The following is a 16,129-nucleotide window of genomic DNA, read 5'->3' as shown; positions in this document are numbered from 1 at the left end:
AGGGGGGACACACCATGTTTCGGAACGCAGCGGAACTAGTGGCACAAGCTAAAGAACAAAATGTAAAAATTGCAGAAATTATGATTCAATGTGAAATGGAAACACGAAGTATCTCTCGTGAAGAGGTACTTGCTGGCATGGAAAAAAACTTAGTCGTGATGGAACAAGCAGTAGAACGCGGTATTAAAGGTGTAAAATCACCTACTGGTTTAACAGGCGGAGATGCGGTGAAAGTACAAGAGTATATGCAGAGTGGGAAAGGCCTATCTGGACATACGATTTTGGATGCGGTGAGTAAAGCTGTTGCAACAAATGAAGTAAATGCAGCAATGGGTATTATTTGCGCAACGCCAACAGCTGGATCAGCAGGTACTGTGCCAGGTGTACTATTTGCATTAAAGGAAAAATTACAGCCAACACGCGAAGAAATGATTGAATTTCTATTTACAGCGGGGGCATTTGGGATGGTTGTTGCGAATAATGCTTGCATCTCGGGTGCGGCTGGAGGTTGCCAAGCTGAAGTTGGTTCAGCAAGTGGAATGGCAGCAGCGGCAGCTGTTGAAATGGCCGGTGGAACACAAGAGCAAGCAGCTACAGCAATGGCGATTGCTCTAAAGAATATGTTAGGATTAGTATGTGACCCAGTTGCTGGGCTTGTAGAAGTTCCTTGCGTGAAACGTAATGCAGCAGGTGCTGCCAATGCAATGATTGCAGCAGATTTATCATTAGCTGGTGTAACAAGTACAATTCCATGTGATGAAGTGATTGAGGCGATGTTTAGAATTGGACAAACGATGCCAGTTGCTCTTCGTGAGACAGCGGAAGGTGGACTGGCAGCAACGCCAACGGGCCGTCGTCTCCAAGAAGAGATTTTTGGAAAGAGTAGCAAATAAAACACGAACATGATAAAAGGAGCTCAGATTTATTTTCTGAGCTCCTTTATTATTGTTCTTTTGTAACTTGTTCTAATGTTTTTCCGAGTTCATGAGAGCGCTTTGTAGCTTGTGTAATACACGCAATGAGTGCTTGTTGAAAATGAAAGCTTTGTAGAACCTCGATTCCAGCTTCTGTCGTTCCACCAGGAGAGGTAATTTCTTTTCGTAAGGTAGAAGGATGCTTTGTATTAGCCTTAAGCATTTCAGCTGCACCAATCATTGTTTGCAAAATCAGTGATTTAGCCACAGATTCTTCTAAACCGATTTGTTTTGCAGCCTCTTCCATTGCTTCTACTACGTAATATACGTAGGCAGGACCACTTCCAGATAGTGCGGTTACAGCATGCATATGCTCTTCTTCTACTACTGAAACGAGGCCGATTGTTTCAAATAAAGATGTAGCGATATGCACATGTTGCTCTGTGGCATGTGAAGATGGAGAGATTGCTGTAGCAGACTTTAAAATAGCTGCGGATGTATTTGGCATAGCGCGGATAATCGGAACATTCTTTTGCAGCAGGCTTGTAATGGAATTGGTAGAAACGCCTGCTAATAATGAAATGATTAGTTGTTTACTTGTTATATACTCTTTAAGAGGTATAAGTGCCTCTGCTATATCCTTTGGTTTCATGGCTAAAAAGATGATATCTGCATGAGCAAGTAGCTCTTCTTTGTTATGTGTTCCTTTCACACCGTATTTTGTATGTAGTTCTTGTAATCTTGTTTCATTGGAACGATTGCTGACTGTAATGTGTTCCCCTTTGACAACGTTAGCATCTAATAGACCAGCGATAATTGCTTCAGCGATTGACCCGGCACCTAGAAAAGAAATATTTGGAACAGACATGATGGAGCCTCCTTCAATTTTGTAAGAAAATCTTATAAATTTACATACATTCGTTTTATTATAGAAAACACCTTCTTTTTATCTGAAAATAATGACAAATTTTTATGGAAGTTGTAAACTGAAGAGAGATTCACTTTTGAACCGGAGAGAGACAAGGGGGCATAAATATGGTGGCAATTCATCGAATGGAGATTCCTGTTCCGTTTGCAGTTGAGACAGTTAATGTATTTTTAGTTGAAGGGGAGTCATTAACGCTAATTGATACAGGAACAAATACAGAAGGGGCTAAGACGGCGTTAGAAATGCAATTGGGGAATTTAGGATATAGAATTGAAGATATTGAAACAGTCGTGATTACACATCATCATGCTGATCATTGTGGACTTTTAAATGCATTTTCTGAGAAGACAAATATTGTGGGGCATCCTTGGAATGAGCCATGGATTACACAAGATTCTGAGTTTCTAAAGCGTTATCAACATTTCTTTAAAGAGGCTGCGTTACAGTTTGGAGTTCCAGAAGCATTTCTGAAAGATGATGCATCACTTGTTTCAAAAACACTTAAATATTCTTGTAATCGATCATTAACGCATACTGTAAGAGAAGGGGATAGAATTGAATCATTACCTGGATTTATAGTCATTGAAACACCTGGGCATGCTTCGACTCATATTTCTTTATTTAGGGAGCGAGATGGGTTGTTAATTGGTGGAGATGCTTTAATTAGTCATATTTCTTCTAATCCGATATTAGAGCCGCCATATGAAGGGCAGACAGAACGAGCACATCCATTATTGCAATATAATCAAACGTTAAAACGTTTAAGTGAAATGAATATTTCGCGTATTTTATCAGGGCATGGGGAAGATGTTGTGAATGTGAATGAGCTCATAGAGGGGAGATTACAAAAGCAGGAAACACGTGCATTTAAAGTATTACAATTACTAAAAGAAAAACCGATGACCGCTTTTGAAGTATGTGTGAAATTATTTCCTGTACTGTATAAAGAGCAATTACCACTTACGATTTCGGAAACAGTTGGACAATTGGACTATTTAGCATATAATCAACAAGTGATGATTGATGAATCGTCGCCACAATTGATTTATTATGCAAAGTAGGTGACAGCAATGACAAGACGCTTACAAGAAAAAGTAATCGTCATTACAGGTGCTTCTAGTGGAATTGGAGAACAAGTTGCAATGCAAGTTGCAGCACAAGGTGCGGTTCCTGTATTAATAGCACGGACAGAAGAAAAATTAAAACGATTAACAGAAAAAATGAAAACGACTTACAATACACCTTGCTATTATTATGTATTAGATGTAAGTAAAGAATCCGAGGTAGAGACTGTCTTTGCAAGAATATTACAAGATATAGGGCAGATTGATATATTGGTAAACAATGCGGGGTTTGGTATTTTCAAAACATTTGAAGAAGCATCTATGACTGAAGTAAAAGAGATGTTTGAGGTGAATGTATTTGGATTAGTAGCATGTACGAAAGCGGTATTACCTCATATGTTAGAGAGAAATAGTGGACAAATCGTTAATGTTGCGTCGTTGGCAGGGAAAATTGCAACGCCAAAATCGAGTGCATATGCAGCAAGCAAACATGCGGTGCTAGGATTTACGAATAGTTTACGCATGGAACTCTCAAATACAAATATTTATGTAACAGCAATCAATCCAGGGCCGATTGATACAAACTTTTTTGATATTGCTGATCAATCAGGTACATACGTAAAAAATATGGGACGTTACATGCTAAAACCGACATACGTAGCAGAGCAAATTGTAAAGGTCATGCAAACGAAAAAGCGTGAAGTGAATTTGCCGAAATGGATGAGTATGGGACCTAAAATTTTCGCGTTATTTCCAGGTCTTTTTGAACGTATAGCAGGTAAATCATTAAGTAAAAAATAGGAGATTCCCTTTGTGGGAATCTCCTGTTTTTATTTTCCAGTAATATATTCATAAACAACATCTTCAATTGCTTCATATACATCGGTATGATGCTCCGAGTTAATTATTACTTGAATATTTCGAATTAAAACTTCCTGATCCTCTTTTGAAACAGGTTTACATTGATATTGCCGAAAACTTTTTATTAACATTTTCTCAATTAATTTCTCATTCATATTTTTCCCCGCCTGCATGTATAAATGTATTGTTTTTATTGTACTTGAAGGATTAAAAAAATACTAGTATGCATTAGTTATGTATAAAAATTCACCATTGATTATTATTTTACTAGTAAAACTACATTTTTAAAAGATTAAAAATTTATAAATATTTAATTGACTCTATAAATATACAATATTATAATCATACTTAATTTAAAGAATCGATATAAGGAGGAGCATATGAAAGTCGCAATTATTGGAGCAACTGGATATGGAGGAATTGAGTTAATAAGGCTGTTACATCATCATCCATATTTTTCGATAGCATCTCTTCATTCTTTTTCACAAGTAGGAGAACAGATAACAAATGCATATCCGCATTTGAGAAATTTTATTGTCCATACATTACAAGAAATCGACGTAGATGTGATAGCGAAGGAGGCTAGTCTTGTATTTTTGGCGACACCGGCAGGAGTTTCGGCGCATATAACGCCGCGTTTGTTAGCGGCCGGTTTGAAAGTTGTAGATTTATCAGGTGATTTTCGTATGGCGGATCCTCATGTATATGAAACATGGTATAAAAAGCCTGCTGCAACTGAAGAAATTCTTCAAAAAGCAGTGTATGGATTGAGTGAATGGAAAAAATCATCTATTCAAAAAGCGGATTTGATTGCAAATCCAGGCTGTTTTGCAACGGCTGCCCTATTGGCAGCTGCCCCACTTATGCAACACGGGATGGTAGAGGGAGATTCGCTTATTATTGATGCGAAATCGGGGGTATCAGGAGCGGGGAAATCCCCTACAACAATGACTCATTTTCCAGAGCTGTATGATAATTTTCATATTTATAAGGTCAATGAACATCAGCATGTTCCAGAGATTGAACAAATGCTTACTGAGTGGGATCAACAGACAAAACCGATTACATTTAGTACCCATTTAATTCCGATATCGAGAGGGATTATGGTTACGCTCTATGCAAAAACAAAACGAGATGTCCGTGCACAGATATTACAAAAGTTATATGAAGATACATATGGTCATGCTCCTTTTGTTCGTATCCGTCCTAACGGGGAGTTTCCGAGTCCGAAAGAAGTAAGAGGTTCAAATTATTGTGATATTGGAGTGGCTTATGATGAACGAACGGGACGTATTACAGTTGTTTCTGTTATCGACAATATGATGAAAGGGGCTGCTGGGCAAGCAGTTCAAAATGCAAACTTATTAGCAGGGTTAGAGGAAACAGAGGGATTACAATATGTACCGCTCTATCTATAAGGAGGAAGAATGATGATTGGAGTAGATTCCATTATAAAAATCGCAAGTGGATCAATTGTAACACCAAAAGGTTTTTCGGCGATTGGGATTCAGGCCGGATTGAAAAAAGAGAAAAAAGATATGGGAGCAATTGTTTGCGATGTTCCTGCTAATTGCGGAGCTGTGTATACAACAAATCAATTCCATGCAGCACCAGTGCAGGTTACGAAGGAAAGTATCGCTGCGGAAGGGAAATTGCAAGCGATTATTGTAAATAGCGGAAACGCAAATGCTTGTACAGGAATGCAAGGCTTACAAGATGCATATGAAGTAAGAGCATTGGCAGCAGAACAATTCCATGTACAAGAAAATCATGTAGCGGTCGCTTCAACGGGTGTTATAGGCGTTCCTTTACCAATGGAGGTAATTCGTACTGGAATTTCATCGCTTGTTCCAACGAAAGAAAAGGAGGAAGCAGATTCTTTTTATGAAGCAATATTAACAACAGATCTTATGACGAAGCACTCTTGCTATCAGTTAATGATTGAGGGAAAAGAAGTGAAGATTGCGGGGGCAGCAAAAGGATCTGGTATGATTCATCCGAATATGGCGACGATGCTTAGTTTTGTTACAACAGACGTAAATATAGAAAAAGAAGCACTCCAGCTAGCATTATCAGAAGTTACGAATCATACATTTAATCAAATTACCGTGGACGGGGATACATCCACAAATGATATGGTCGTTGTGATGGCAAGTGGTTTATCAGGAACAACTGCTATTCATACTGGTCACTCGGAGTGGGAGAAATTTATGGTTGCTTTACAAAAGGTATGCGCGGATTTAGCAAAGCAAATTGCTAAAGATGGCGAAGGGGCTACTAAGTTAATTGAAGTAAATGTATATGGAGCACGAACTGTGGCGGAAGGGAATCAGATTGCGAAACAAATCGTTGGCTCAAGTCTTGTAAAAACAGCGATGCATGGTGAAGATGCAAATTGGGGCCGTATTATTAGTGCCATCGGGCAAAGTGGAGTTGTGATTGAACCTACCACTGTTGATATTGCTGTTCAGTCTATTTCTGTTTTACAAGGAAGTGAGCCGCAAGAGTTCCTTGAGAAAGACATGAAAGAAAAATTAAAGCAATCTGAAATTGTTATAGATGTTCATTTACACCTTGGGGAGGAAAAAGGAAGGGCTTGGGGCTGCGACTTAAGCTATGAATATGTGAAAATCAATGCTTGTTATCGTACGTAAGGAGAGAAAAAATGAGTGAGTATATCGTAGTAAAATGCGGCGGGAGTATGCTAGAGCATTTAGATCATGTCTTTTTTGAATGTATAGAGAAACTGAAAGAAACATACCACGTTATTATTGTTCATGGTGGTGGACCAGAAATTGATGAGAAGCTACAACAATGTGATATTTCAATTGAAAAGAAGAACGGATTGCGTGTGACGACAAAAGAAGTGATGCATGTTGTTCAAATGGTTTTGTGCGGGAGCACGAATAAAAAAATGGTCATGAATTTTCAAAAACATGGCTTACATGCAATTGGACTCTCTGGTTGTGACGGGAATTTACTTAGCGTTCAGCCCCTTGATATGGATATTGGATATGTCGGAGAAGTTAGCGGTGTAGAGACTTCGATATTAAAAGGGTTACTAGATTTGAATTATATTCCTGTCATTGCTCCAATTGGGGTAAGGGGAGACCAAATGTATAACATAAATGCAGATACTGCTGCAGCTGGAATTGCATATGCGATTGGAGCAAAGGAATTGCTCTTTATTACGGATGTAGACGGCGTACTGTGTAAAGGGGAATTGTTAAAGAAAACGGATGAAATAGAGCTTTTACATCTTATAAAAGAAGGGGTTATTACAGGGGGGATGATTCCGAAAGTAGAGGCGGCTCTTACTTCAATAAAGATGGGAGTCCAGCATGTCAGCATTGTAAATGGTACAAAACATTTTGTTGGAACATCAGGTAGCTGGATTGGAACGACAGTAACAAAAGGGGCGAATGTTATATGAGCAGTCATATATTTCCTACATACGGGAGAAGAGGTATTGAAATTGTTCAAGGAAATGGAACGAAGGTTATAGATGGAAGCGGAAAAAGGTATTTAGACTTTACTTCTGGAATTGCTGTATGTAATTTAGGACATTGTCATCCTGTACTCGTAGAAGCAATGACAAAGCAATTACAGGAAATCTGGCATATATCAAATCTTTTTCCGCACAAAGGACAAGAAAAAGTAGCTGAATTGTTAACAGAGGGGCGGGAATTAGATTACGTATTCTTTTGTAATAGCGGAGCAGAAGCGAATGAAGCTGCACTTAAATTAGCGCGTAAGCATACTGGGAAATCTCTTGTGTTGACATTTCAGCAATCCTTTCATGGTAGAACTTTTGGAACAATGAGTGCAACTGGACAAGAGAAAGTCAAAATGGGATTCGGCCCACTTCTTCCATCTTTTTCACATATTCCTTTTAATGATATAGAAGTACTCAGGGAGGCAATGAATGAAGAAGTGGCTGCAGTTATGGTGGAAGTTATTCAAGGAGAGGGAGGTGTCTTACCAGCTGACATTTCCTTTCTGCAAGAGATAGAACAGTTATGTAGACAATATGGAGCCCTTTATATAATCGACGAGGTACAAACTGGAATGGGGAGAACGGGAACGTTGTTTGCTTATGAACAGACTGGGACCTCACCAGATATTGTTACAGCGGCAAAAGCGCTTGGAAATGGTATCCCAGTTGGAGCGATGCTTGGAAGGAAAGAGCTTATGTCCACTTTTTCAGCTGGGGTGCATGGTTCAACGTTTGGCGGAAACTATATTGCGATGACAGCAGCAAGAGAAGTATTACAAATTATAAAGCAACCATCCTTTTTACAAGAAGTGAAAGAAAAGGGAGAATATTTATTTCAAAAGCTGAAAAAAGAATTACAAGATATAGAATGGATTACGGATATTCGCGGAAGAGGACTTATGATTGGAGTCGTTTGTCAGTGTGACGTTACATCAATTATAGAACAGTTAGAGAAAGAGGGGCTTCTCGTACTACAAGCCGGCACGAATGTTTTGCGGTTTTTACCACCGCTCATTGTTACGAATGAAGAAATAGATGAAGCAGTAAATATAACGAAAAGAGTCATTTGTTCACAAAAATCATCAATATTATAAGGGGGATTTTCTATGTCAACTATACAAGTACCGAAATTACAAACGAAAGATCTTTTAACATTAGAGGAACTAACACAAAAGGAAATAATTGCACTAATTGAGTTTGCTATTTATTTAAAACAGAATAAACATGAACCTCTATTGGATGGGAAAATATTAGGACTCATTTTTGATAAACATTCAACTCGTACGCGTGTCTCTTTCGAAGCTGGAATGGTACAACTTGGTGGACACGGAATGTTTCTAAGTGGAAAAGAAATGCAGCTCGGCCGAGGAGAAAGTGTTTCAGATACGGCGAAAGTATTATCTCATTATATTGATGGGATCATGATTCGTACATTTTCACACACGGATGTAGAGGAGCTTGCGAAAGAAGCGAGTATTCCTGTGATCAATGGATTGACAGATGATCATCATCCGTGTCAGGCATTAGCAGATTTGATGACAATTTATGAAGAAGTCCATACATTTAAAGGAATTAAACTAGCTTATGTCGGCGATGGAAATAACGTATGCCATTCCTTACTTTTGGCAAGTGCAAAAGTTGGTATGAATATGACAGTAGCGACTCCACCAGGGTATGAACCGAATGAACAAATTGTAAAGCGTGCACTAGAAATTGCAAATGAGACGGGAGCAAATATTGAAGTTTTACATGATCCAGAGTTGGCAGTGAAAGGTGCAGATTTTATTTATACTGATGTTTGGATGAGTATGGGGCAAGAGGATACGGAAGAGAAATATAAATTATTTCAGCCATTTCAAGTGAATGAAAAACTTGTGCAGCATGCGAAAGCAACATATCGTTTCTTACATTGCTTACCTGCCCATCGTGAAGAGGAAGTAACAGGAGGAATTATAGATGGGCCTTCTTCTATTGTCTTTGAGCAAGCGGGGAATCGATTGCACGCTCAAAAAGCGTTATTAGTCAGTTTGCTTCAAAATATTAAAAAACCTTCCTAATCCGGGAGGTTTTTTTGTTATGAAATGTCTGATGTATATTTGGTGGATATTCTTTGTATCATTTATAATAAGATGAAGTCGAATAAAGTGAAACTTTAATCAGTAGGGGGGGCTTCATCCCCCACTGATTTAGCTCTCACCAATCGGGTTTTTACGGGCAGTTGTCCCCCACCTACCTTCCTGGTTTCTCTCAGAACCTTGAGGTGGAGGTCTTACTGCCCGTTAATGCGGGATAAGTTTGTGTCTTGAGATTAAGTTCATGCTACGAATAAAAACTATTAAAGAGATGATAATTGTGCAAACAAATAAAAAAACATATTCATTTTTTCAACGTATTTGGAGAATGCTAAAGTTTCATTATTATAAATTGCTTCGTTCACCAGAAGGGGCAAAGACAGTATCACGTGGATTTGCGATTGGATTTGCTTTGGAAATGTTGGTGATTTATACAGCGTCACTTATTTACCTTGTTTTTTATCCAATTGTACGCATCGCTAGAGGCTCATTTCCTGCTGCCGTTATTGGAAATATAATTGGAAAAGTGTCATTTCTTCCGGTATTTTTATTTCCATTTGCATATGCGATAGGGAAAATGTTATATCCGTTTGAAATAAAAGTAATTCATCATAAAGCATTTACAATATCGGATCTTTTCTCGAGTAATATTTTTATTCTGTTAAAGAGCTTACTTCAAAGTGAGATATATGTATTAATTGGTATGACAATTTTAGGTATGCTATTTGGAGTTATATCATATTTTATCGTGTATTATTTATATGAAAAGAATCGCAAACTGCGGTTGGACAAGAGGAAAAAGCGCATGAGGGAGCCTATGATGCAAACATAAAGAATGTCACATCTAATGCCTACCTTGAATATGTTTAAGAAAAAGGGGGAGAAGATACATGTATTATTACTATGTACCTCAAGTATATCCATATGTGAATTATTATCCAGTTCCGTATACAAGGCAACAGGCTGAAATGTATACGCAGGCGCAGCTTTCTCAGGAAAGAAGACCGTACTTAATGACATGGCCATACTCAAATTCATATTATGGAAATTATTACGAATCGTAAAGCTGCTTCTTTCAGAAGCAGCTTTATACGTTCGTTTTCAAAATTAAATTTTGAATGGTTTGAAGAGAGTGAATGAGCTGTTCCCGCTCTTCTTCAGATAATGTTTGAAAGTTTTCTTTTAGTTTGTCTAAAATAAATTGTTGATACTGATTTACGAATGATTTCCCTTCAGGCGTAAGAGAAATTAAAATGACCCGTCGATCTTTTTCGCTATAATGACGCTCTATGAGTTCTTCCTGAATCAATTTATTTAACAGCGGTGTCATATTTGGTCTTGAAATCGCCAAGCGCCTTCCGATTTCGGACACTGCTAATGTATCCCGTTCATGCAGGAGTAGTAACACCTGTGTATGAGACGGTGGCATGTGTCTTTGTGAAGAAAACTCTCCAGGAAGCATAAATTTGCGATAAAAAAGAGGCACTAACGAAAGAAGATGATCAACAATACGCTCCCACTCGCGTGATTCCATATAAAGGACCCCCTTCATTATCATTGTAACAAAAAAGGTGACGTATAAGAATAAAATTGTGCGCCGCAGCTTTAATATTTATCCCGCTGATTAAGGTTTCACTTTATAGGATAATACTTGCTTTGTGAATGCGCGAGCGATAATTTCATAGCCTTTATCGTTTGGATGTACTTGATCGTATAATAAATCTTTTTTATCATTTGATATTAATTTTCGAATTGGTAAAACAATGGACGGTTGATTTTCTTTCGAAATGGAGTAAACGGCATCATTCCAGCCATCTAAAAACATATCCGCGTAAGAAGCAATTGAGTCATCGAGTTGTAAAGGGTTATAGAGTTCAGAGAGAATGAGCAAAGCATTCGGATTGAGAGCTCGGACTGTCTTTACAATGCTTTTTACGTCGGTTTCAAAATGGGCTTTTTCTTTATTTAACATTTTAATACCATCTATAACACCTACATCACGATTTAAACGGAATAAATTATTTCCTCCAATATTAATGGTAATTATATTTGCTTCTTTAATTTTTTGTTGCACTTCTTCTGCTTGAATTTTTTGAACGAGACGATCTGTTGTAAGTCCGTTCACTCCAAGGTTTTCTACTTTAATCGGTTTGTGAATTATTTCTTCTATTTGCTTGGAAGCTAATTCGGCAAATCCTCCCTGTGTCGAGCCATATCCCTTTGCAAGCGAATCGCCTAATACAAGATGATAAAAAGAGTCATTCGTTTGTTTATCAATCCAATGAGGAGTAGATGATACTGACTTTTCTTTTTGTTCTTTTGTCTCATCGTTCTTTTCGAAATACGAATAAGAAATGATTAGAAGGAGGAGACAAAGTATGGTTAAGATGACTTTTTTCATAAACTCATCCTCCTTGTAATTGGTTATTGTATCATATTTAGCTATATAAGCAATGGAAGGTTATATTATATCTGTATGAAAAATTTACAATAACTTTACAGAAAATTTGTAGAAGTATGTCAAAAATTATTGACGTTATGAAAGAGTGTTCGATATGATAATGTCAGATAAGCCGCTTTCATTATGAAGAAAGAAGAGTATATCTTATTAGAGTTTGATGGGGAACTCATTTGATTTATTTTTGAAGGGACAATTTTATAAGGGGGATTTTTTGTGAAGAAGTCGAAAAAAGTGTTAGCAGGAGCGACGCTTGCGTTAGGCGTTATGGCTCCGCAAGTGCTGCCAACAACTGCACATGCAGAGGGACAAGCAGGGGAGAGTACAGTTAAATTACGAATCTTAGAAACTTCTGATATTCATGTTAACTTAATGAACTACGACTATTATCAAACGAAAACGGATAATAAAGTCGGTCTAGTTCAAACTGCGACGCTTGTTAACAAAGCACGTGAAGAAGCAAAGAACTCTGTGCTATTTGATGATGGGGATGCGATACAAGGGACGCCGCTTGGGGATTATGTGGCGCAAAAAGGTTTGGATGGAGACTACGTTCACCCTTTATACCGTTTAATGAATTTAATGAAGTATGACGTCATTTCTCTTGGGAACCATGAGTTTAACTATGGTTTGGATTACTTAAATAAGGCAATTAGTAAAACTCAGTTCCCAGTTATTAATTCAAATGTTTTTATAGACGATCATGATAATGATGAAGAGAACGATAAAAATGCATTTGAAAAGTATCATATTTTTGACAAAGTAGTAACAGATGAAGCTGGTAACTCACAAACAGTAAAAATCGGGGTAATGGGTTTTGTACCACCACAAATTATGGGCTGGGATAAAGCGAATTTAGAAGGGAAAGTAAAAGCGAAAGACATTGTACAAACGGCAGAGAAATTAGTTCCAGAAATGCAAGCTAAAGGTGCAGATATTATTGTTGCATTAGCCCACTCTGGTGTTGATCAAAGTGGCTATAATGCTGGCATGGAGAATGCATCCTATTATTTAGCAACAAAAGTGCCCGGTGTTGATGCAGTGTTAATGGGACACTCGCATACGGTAATAACGGACAAGTTTGACGGTGTTCCCGTTGTCATGCCTGGTGTTTTCGGAAGTAATCTAGGTATCATTGATATGGAACTGAAAAAGGTAAACGGCAAGTGGGAAGTCCAAAAAGATAAATCGGTTCCAAGTGTTCGCCCGATTTCTGATAGTAAAGGAACTGCATTAGTGGAACCTGATCAAAAATTAGTTAATGAAATTAAAGATGATCATGAAGCTACAATTAAATATGTAAATACTCCTGTTGGTAAAACGACAGCACCAATTAACAGTTATTTTTCACTTGTACAAGATGATCCATCTGTGCAGTTAGTTACCAATGCGCAAAAATGGTATGTAGAGAAACTATTTGCAGAAAATGGACAGTACAGTAAATATAAAGGAATTCCAGTCTTATCAGCAGGTGCGCCTTTTAAAGCAGGTGGACGAAATGGGGCAACTTATTATACTGATATTCCAGCAGGAACGTTAGCGATTAAAAATGTTGCAGACTTATATGTGTATCCGAATACATTGTATGCTGTAAAAGTAAATGGTGCGCAAGTAAAAGAGTGGCTTGAAATGTCAGCAGGTCAGTTCAACCAAATTGATCCAGCGAAGGCAGAGGAACAGTCGTTAGTAAATGTAAACTATCCTACATACAACTTTGATATTTTAGATGGTGTAAAATACGAAATTGATGTTACACAACCAGCAAAGTATGACAAAGATGGGAAAATAGTAAACCAAAATGCAAATCGTATTGTGAATATAACATATGATGGAAAACCGATAGCTGATAATCAAGAGTTTATTGTTGCTACAAATAACTATCGTGGTAGCAGTCAAACATTCCCTGGTGTAAGTAAAGGGGAAGTAGTATATCAATCTCAAGATGAAACGCGTCAAATCATTGCGAAATATATGAAAGAAACACCTGTTATTAATCCAGCAGCAGATCAAAACTGGGCATTTAAGCCAATTACTGCTGAGAAATTAAATACTACATTCGATTCATCGCCAAATGCACAAAAATACATTGCAAAAGATGCGAAAATCTCTTATGTGGGGCCATCTGAAAATGAGTTTGCGAAGTATGCGATTGATTTAACGAAAAAGAACGATGGGGATAAACCAACGACACCGCCGACAGGTGAAGGAAATGATGGGGATAAACCAACGACACCGCCGACAGGTGAAGGGAATGATGGGGATAAACCAACGACACCGCCGACAGGTGAAGGGAACGATGGGGATAAACCAACGACACCGCCGACAGGTGAAGAAAACGGTGGGAATAAACCAACACCACCAACAACAGATGAAGGAAACGGTGGAGACAAACCAACATCACCTACCAACGTAAGTGAGGATAAAGAAACAAATAATGATGATCGTGATTTACCAAAAACGGGAGCAAATGTCTTCTCAACAATTGGGGCGGGTCTTGCGTTTATTGGAGCTGGTATTTTCATGCTCTTTAGAAGAAAAAAAGCAAAGCAATAAAGTGAAACTTTAATCAGTGGGGTTTTCTTTATCTCCCACCTACTTTCTTTAGAAGAGCGGAAATGGCTGGAGATTTTAGCCGCTAGAGCTGGACATTGCTCCTGCTGAATTTTGAAGTGGAAGTATCACTGCCCGCAAATAGCGGGATAAAGTGAAAGAGGATTACCGATTCTGGTAATCCTCTTTTTTCTATCGTGAATTTAAGAAGCTGAAACAGGTTTTTCCTTTTTCCATGAAAGCCCAAATCCTGTGAATCCAACGATAACTGTAACGATTGGACAAGCTAAGCAGAAGAAAGCGTATGGAACATAATCGATTGTTGGAACGCTTAATACGTTCGATAAGAAGACGCCACTTACGCCCCATGGTACAAGTGGATTAATAACTGTACCAGCATCTTCTAGTACGCGTGATAAATTGCGACGCTTTAAGCCAACTTCATCGTATTTTTTGGCGAATGCTTGTCCTGTTAATACGATAGATAAGTACTGCTCACCTAGCAAGAAGTTAACGCCAATTGCTGTTGATGCAGTAGAAATAATTAAACGTGTACTTGTTTTAACAAAGTTAGAAATGATGTTCATAAGTTGCGAGATAATGCCCATTCCTTGTAGTAACCCACCCATACAAAGAGCAAGGAAAATAAGTGCAATCGACATCATCATACTTTGCAAGCCACCGCGTGATAGTAAACTATCAATATCTTTTATTCCTGTCTTAGAAACATAACCATCTTGCATAATTTTCATTAAATCAGCAAGTGAAGTACTTGGCTTGAAAATAAAGAGGATGATAATGCCAGCTACAATACCAGCAAGTAACGTTGGAACAGCTGGTACCTTTTTAAAAGCAAATAAGAACAATAATACAATTGGAATTAGGGTAACAAGCGAGATTGTTGCATTCTTTTCTAATGTATTTGTAAAAGTAGTGAAATCAACATCGCCTGTAGATCCGCTTCCTAAAATGAAAAATGCAATAAAGGCAATAATGAAAGCAGGAATTGTTGTCCAAAGCATGTTACGAATATGTTCAAATAAATCCACCCCTGTTACAGCAGGTGCTAAGTTCGTTGTATCAGATAAAGGAGACATTTTATCTCCGAAGAAAGCTCCAGAAATAATTGCCCCAGCAATAAGCGCAGGATCGTACCCAAGAGCAGTTCCCATTCCCATAAAGGCAAGTCCTACTGTTGCCGCTGTTGTAAAAGCACTACCAATACTCGTTCCAACAATGGCACAAACAACAAATACTGTTGGAATAAAAACCTTTGGTGATACAAGTTGGAAGCCATATACCATTAATGTTGGAATCGTTCCAGCTGCAATCCAAACACTAATTAATACACCAACAAGTAAGAAAATGAAAATGGATGGAATGCCAGCTGATATACTACTTATCATTCCTTTTTCCATAGTAGACCAAGAGATCTTTTTAATAAAACCAAATGATAATAATACAATAATGCCAAATAGAATTGGAATATGTGGTGATGCTCCTAATTGAATAACACTAAAGCCAATGCAGAAAAAGATGAAAAATGTTAAAAGAATAGATTCGATTTTTGAAACCATTGTTTGCCCCTCCTAATAATCTAAAATAGTTCTTTTTTATATAAAATTCGCCAATATTGTGTATTTCCTTCTAAAATTTAGAATTTTGTGACAAATTACCGGTAATTGTTTAACATCATAAAAAAACGTCCCTGCATATAAATATGCAGGGACGAAAAAATCGCGGTACCACCCTAGCTTGTGAAATGAACGTAGCACAAAATAAAGGG

16 protein-coding genes are annotated in these 16,129 nt (G+C 37.8%); 11 read left to right on the top strand and 5 right to left on the bottom strand.

What is annotated here, in order from left to right; translation table 11 throughout:
* The first annotated feature begins 14 nt into the window (after positions 1 to 14).
* Positions 15 to 893: an L-serine ammonia-lyase, iron-sulfur-dependent, subunit alpha gene (sdaAA, locus tag CN373_RS05500; protein ID WP_000489467.1), complete on the top strand. Its 879-nt coding sequence runs from the start codon at positions 15 to 17 to the stop codon at positions 891 to 893.
* A gap of 49 nt (positions 894 to 942) precedes the next feature.
* Here the strand turns inward: sdaAA and proI are convergent, their stop codons facing one another.
* Complete coding sequence (gene proI / locus CN373_RS05495; RefSeq protein WP_000115878.1) at positions 943 to 1,782, bottom strand: pyrroline-5-carboxylate reductase ProI; 840 nt, start codon at positions 1,780 to 1,782, stop codon at positions 943 to 945.
* A 167-nt stretch (positions 1,783 to 1,949) separates the two neighbouring features.
* Between proI and CN373_RS05490 the strand changes: the two genes are divergently transcribed.
* Positions 1,950 to 2,903, top strand: coding sequence for an MBL fold metallo-hydrolase (locus CN373_RS05490; protein WP_000225710.1), 954 nt, complete (start codon positions 1,950 to 1,952; stop codon positions 2,901 to 2,903).
* Between the two features lie 9 nt (positions 2,904 to 2,912).
* Positions 2,913 to 3,707, top strand: a complete 795-nt coding sequence (locus tag CN373_RS05485) for an SDR family oxidoreductase (RefSeq protein ID WP_098358918.1) — start codon at positions 2,913 to 2,915, stop codon at positions 3,705 to 3,707.
* A 29-nt stretch (positions 3,708 to 3,736) separates the two neighbouring features.
* Here the strand turns inward: CN373_RS05485 and CN373_RS05480 are convergent, their stop codons facing one another.
* A complete protein-coding gene (locus tag CN373_RS05480) occupies positions 3,737 to 3,922 on the bottom strand; it encodes a YqzH family protein (RefSeq protein ID WP_001003236.1) in 186 nt (61 codons plus the stop codon).
* Positions 3,923 to 4,147: 225 nt separating this feature from the next.
* Here CN373_RS05480 and argC point away from each other — a divergent pair, with 225 nt between their 5' ends.
* The 7 genes from argC to CN373_RS25475 all read left to right on the top strand — a co-directional run bounded on the left by argC (position 4,148) and on the right by CN373_RS25475 (position 10,399).
* On the top strand, positions 4,148 to 5,185 hold the full coding sequence (gene argC, locus CN373_RS05475) for an N-acetyl-gamma-glutamyl-phosphate reductase (protein ID WP_000861268.1): 1,038 nt from the start codon (positions 4,148 to 4,150) through the stop codon (positions 5,183 to 5,185).
* Positions 5,186 to 5,194: 9 nt separating this feature from the next.
* Positions 5,195 to 6,421, top strand: coding sequence for a bifunctional glutamate N-acetyltransferase/amino-acid acetyltransferase ArgJ (gene argJ / locus CN373_RS05470; protein WP_098358917.1), 1,227 nt, complete (start codon positions 5,195 to 5,197; stop codon positions 6,419 to 6,421).
* Positions 6,422 to 6,432: 11 nt separating this feature from the next.
* Entirely contained in the window at positions 6,433 to 7,200 is a 768-nt protein-coding gene (gene argB / locus CN373_RS05465) for an acetylglutamate kinase (RefSeq protein WP_098358916.1), read from the top strand.
* Positions 7,197 to 8,357: an acetylornithine transaminase gene (locus CN373_RS05460; RefSeq protein ID WP_098358915.1), complete on the top strand. Its 1,161-nt coding sequence runs from the start codon at positions 7,197 to 7,199 to the stop codon at positions 8,355 to 8,357. The genes argB and CN373_RS05460 overlap by 4 nt, the downstream gene beginning before the upstream one ends.
* A 12-nt stretch (positions 8,358 to 8,369) precedes the next feature.
* The gene (gene argF / locus CN373_RS05455; protein ID WP_098358914.1) at positions 8,370 to 9,320 is read left to right on the top strand and encodes an ornithine carbamoyltransferase; all 951 of its coding nucleotides are present in this window, start codon (positions 8,370 to 8,372) and stop codon (positions 9,318 to 9,320) included.
* Between the two features lie 295 nt (positions 9,321 to 9,615).
* Positions 9,616 to 10,167, top strand: coding sequence for a DUF2062 domain-containing protein (locus CN373_RS05450; RefSeq protein ID WP_001194321.1), 552 nt, complete (start codon positions 9,616 to 9,618; stop codon positions 10,165 to 10,167).
* A 58-nt stretch (positions 10,168 to 10,225) separates the two neighbouring features.
* A complete protein-coding gene (locus CN373_RS25475; RefSeq protein WP_000291945.1) occupies positions 10,226 to 10,399 on the top strand; it encodes a hypothetical protein in 174 nt (57 codons plus the stop codon).
* Between the two features lie 23 nt (positions 10,400 to 10,422).
* Here CN373_RS25475 and CN373_RS05445 read toward each other — a convergent pair whose 3' ends face one another.
* Together CN373_RS05445 and CN373_RS05440 are read right to left on the bottom strand one after the other, a co-directional pair.
* A complete protein-coding gene (locus CN373_RS05445; protein ID WP_000445825.1) occupies positions 10,423 to 10,869 on the bottom strand; it encodes a MarR family winged helix-turn-helix transcriptional regulator in 447 nt (148 codons plus the stop codon).
* Between the two features lie 90 nt (positions 10,870 to 10,959).
* Entirely contained in the window at positions 10,960 to 11,736 is a 777-nt protein-coding gene (locus CN373_RS05440; protein ID WP_098358913.1) for a GDSL-type esterase/lipase family protein, read from the bottom strand.
* Between the two features lie 273 nt (positions 11,737 to 12,009).
* On the opposite strand from CN373_RS05440, the gene cpdB reads away from it, so the two are divergent.
* On the top strand, positions 12,010 to 14,346 hold the full coding sequence (gene cpdB, locus CN373_RS05435) for a bifunctional 2',3'-cyclic-nucleotide 2'-phosphodiesterase/3'-nucleotidase (RefSeq protein WP_098358912.1): 2,337 nt from the start codon (positions 12,010 to 12,012) through the stop codon (positions 14,344 to 14,346).
* A 200-nt stretch (positions 14,347 to 14,546) separates the two neighbouring features.
* On the opposite strand, the gene nhaC is transcribed toward cpdB, so the two are convergent.
* Positions 14,547 to 15,920, bottom strand: coding sequence for a Na+/H+ antiporter NhaC (gene nhaC, locus CN373_RS05430; RefSeq protein WP_000253713.1), 1,374 nt, complete (start codon positions 15,918 to 15,920; stop codon positions 14,547 to 14,549).
* Positions 15,921 to 16,129: the final 209 nt, after the last annotated feature.

It is taken from the genome of Bacillus cereus (genome assembly GCF_002561295.1).
In the GTDB taxonomy this organism is placed as follows: domain Bacteria; phylum Bacillota; class Bacilli; order Bacillales; family Bacillaceae_G; genus Bacillus_A; species Bacillus_A cereus_S.
This window is presented reverse-complemented; position numbering and strand designations above follow the sequence as displayed.

Excerpts from the sequence above, each read along its gene's own strand:
- sdaAA (WP_000489467.1), top strand. The coding sequence starts at position 15 with ATGTTTCGGAACGCAGCGGAACTAGTGGCACAAGCTAAAGAACAAAAT.
- proI (WP_000115878.1), bottom strand. The coding sequence starts at position 1,782 with ATGTCTGTTCCAAATATTTCTTTTCTAGGTGCCGGGTCAATCGCTGAA.
- CN373_RS05490 (WP_000225710.1), top strand. The coding sequence starts at position 1,950 with ATGGTGGCAATTCATCGAATGGAGATTCCTGTTCCGTTTGCAGTTGAG.
- CN373_RS05485 (WP_098358918.1), top strand. The coding sequence starts at position 2,913 with ATGACAAGACGCTTACAAGAAAAAGTAATCGTCATTACAGGTGCTTCT.
- CN373_RS05480 (WP_001003236.1), bottom strand. The coding sequence starts at position 3,922 with ATGAATGAGAAATTAATTGAGAAAATGTTAATAAAAAGTTTTCGGCAA.
- argC (WP_000861268.1), top strand. The coding sequence starts at position 4,148 with ATGAAAGTCGCAATTATTGGAGCAACTGGATATGGAGGAATTGAGTTA.
- argJ (WP_098358917.1), top strand. The coding sequence starts at position 5,195 with ATGATGATTGGAGTAGATTCCATTATAAAAATCGCAAGTGGATCAATT.
- argB (WP_098358916.1), top strand. The coding sequence starts at position 6,433 with ATGAGTGAGTATATCGTAGTAAAATGCGGCGGGAGTATGCTAGAGCAT.
- CN373_RS05460 (WP_098358915.1), top strand. The coding sequence starts at position 7,197 with ATGAGCAGTCATATATTTCCTACATACGGGAGAAGAGGTATTGAAATT.
- argF (WP_098358914.1), top strand. The coding sequence starts at position 8,370 with ATGTCAACTATACAAGTACCGAAATTACAAACGAAAGATCTTTTAACA.
- CN373_RS25475 (WP_000291945.1), top strand. The coding sequence starts at position 10,226 with ATGTATTATTACTATGTACCTCAAGTATATCCATATGTGAATTATTAT.
- CN373_RS05445 (WP_000445825.1), bottom strand. The coding sequence starts at position 10,869 with ATGGAATCACGCGAGTGGGAGCGTATTGTTGATCATCTTCTTTCGTTA.
- CN373_RS05440 (WP_098358913.1), bottom strand. The coding sequence starts at position 11,736 with ATGAAAAAAGTCATCTTAACCATACTTTGTCTCCTCCTTCTAATCATT.
- nhaC (WP_000253713.1), bottom strand. The coding sequence starts at position 15,920 with ATGGTTTCAAAAATCGAATCTATTCTTTTAACATTTTTCATCTTTTTC.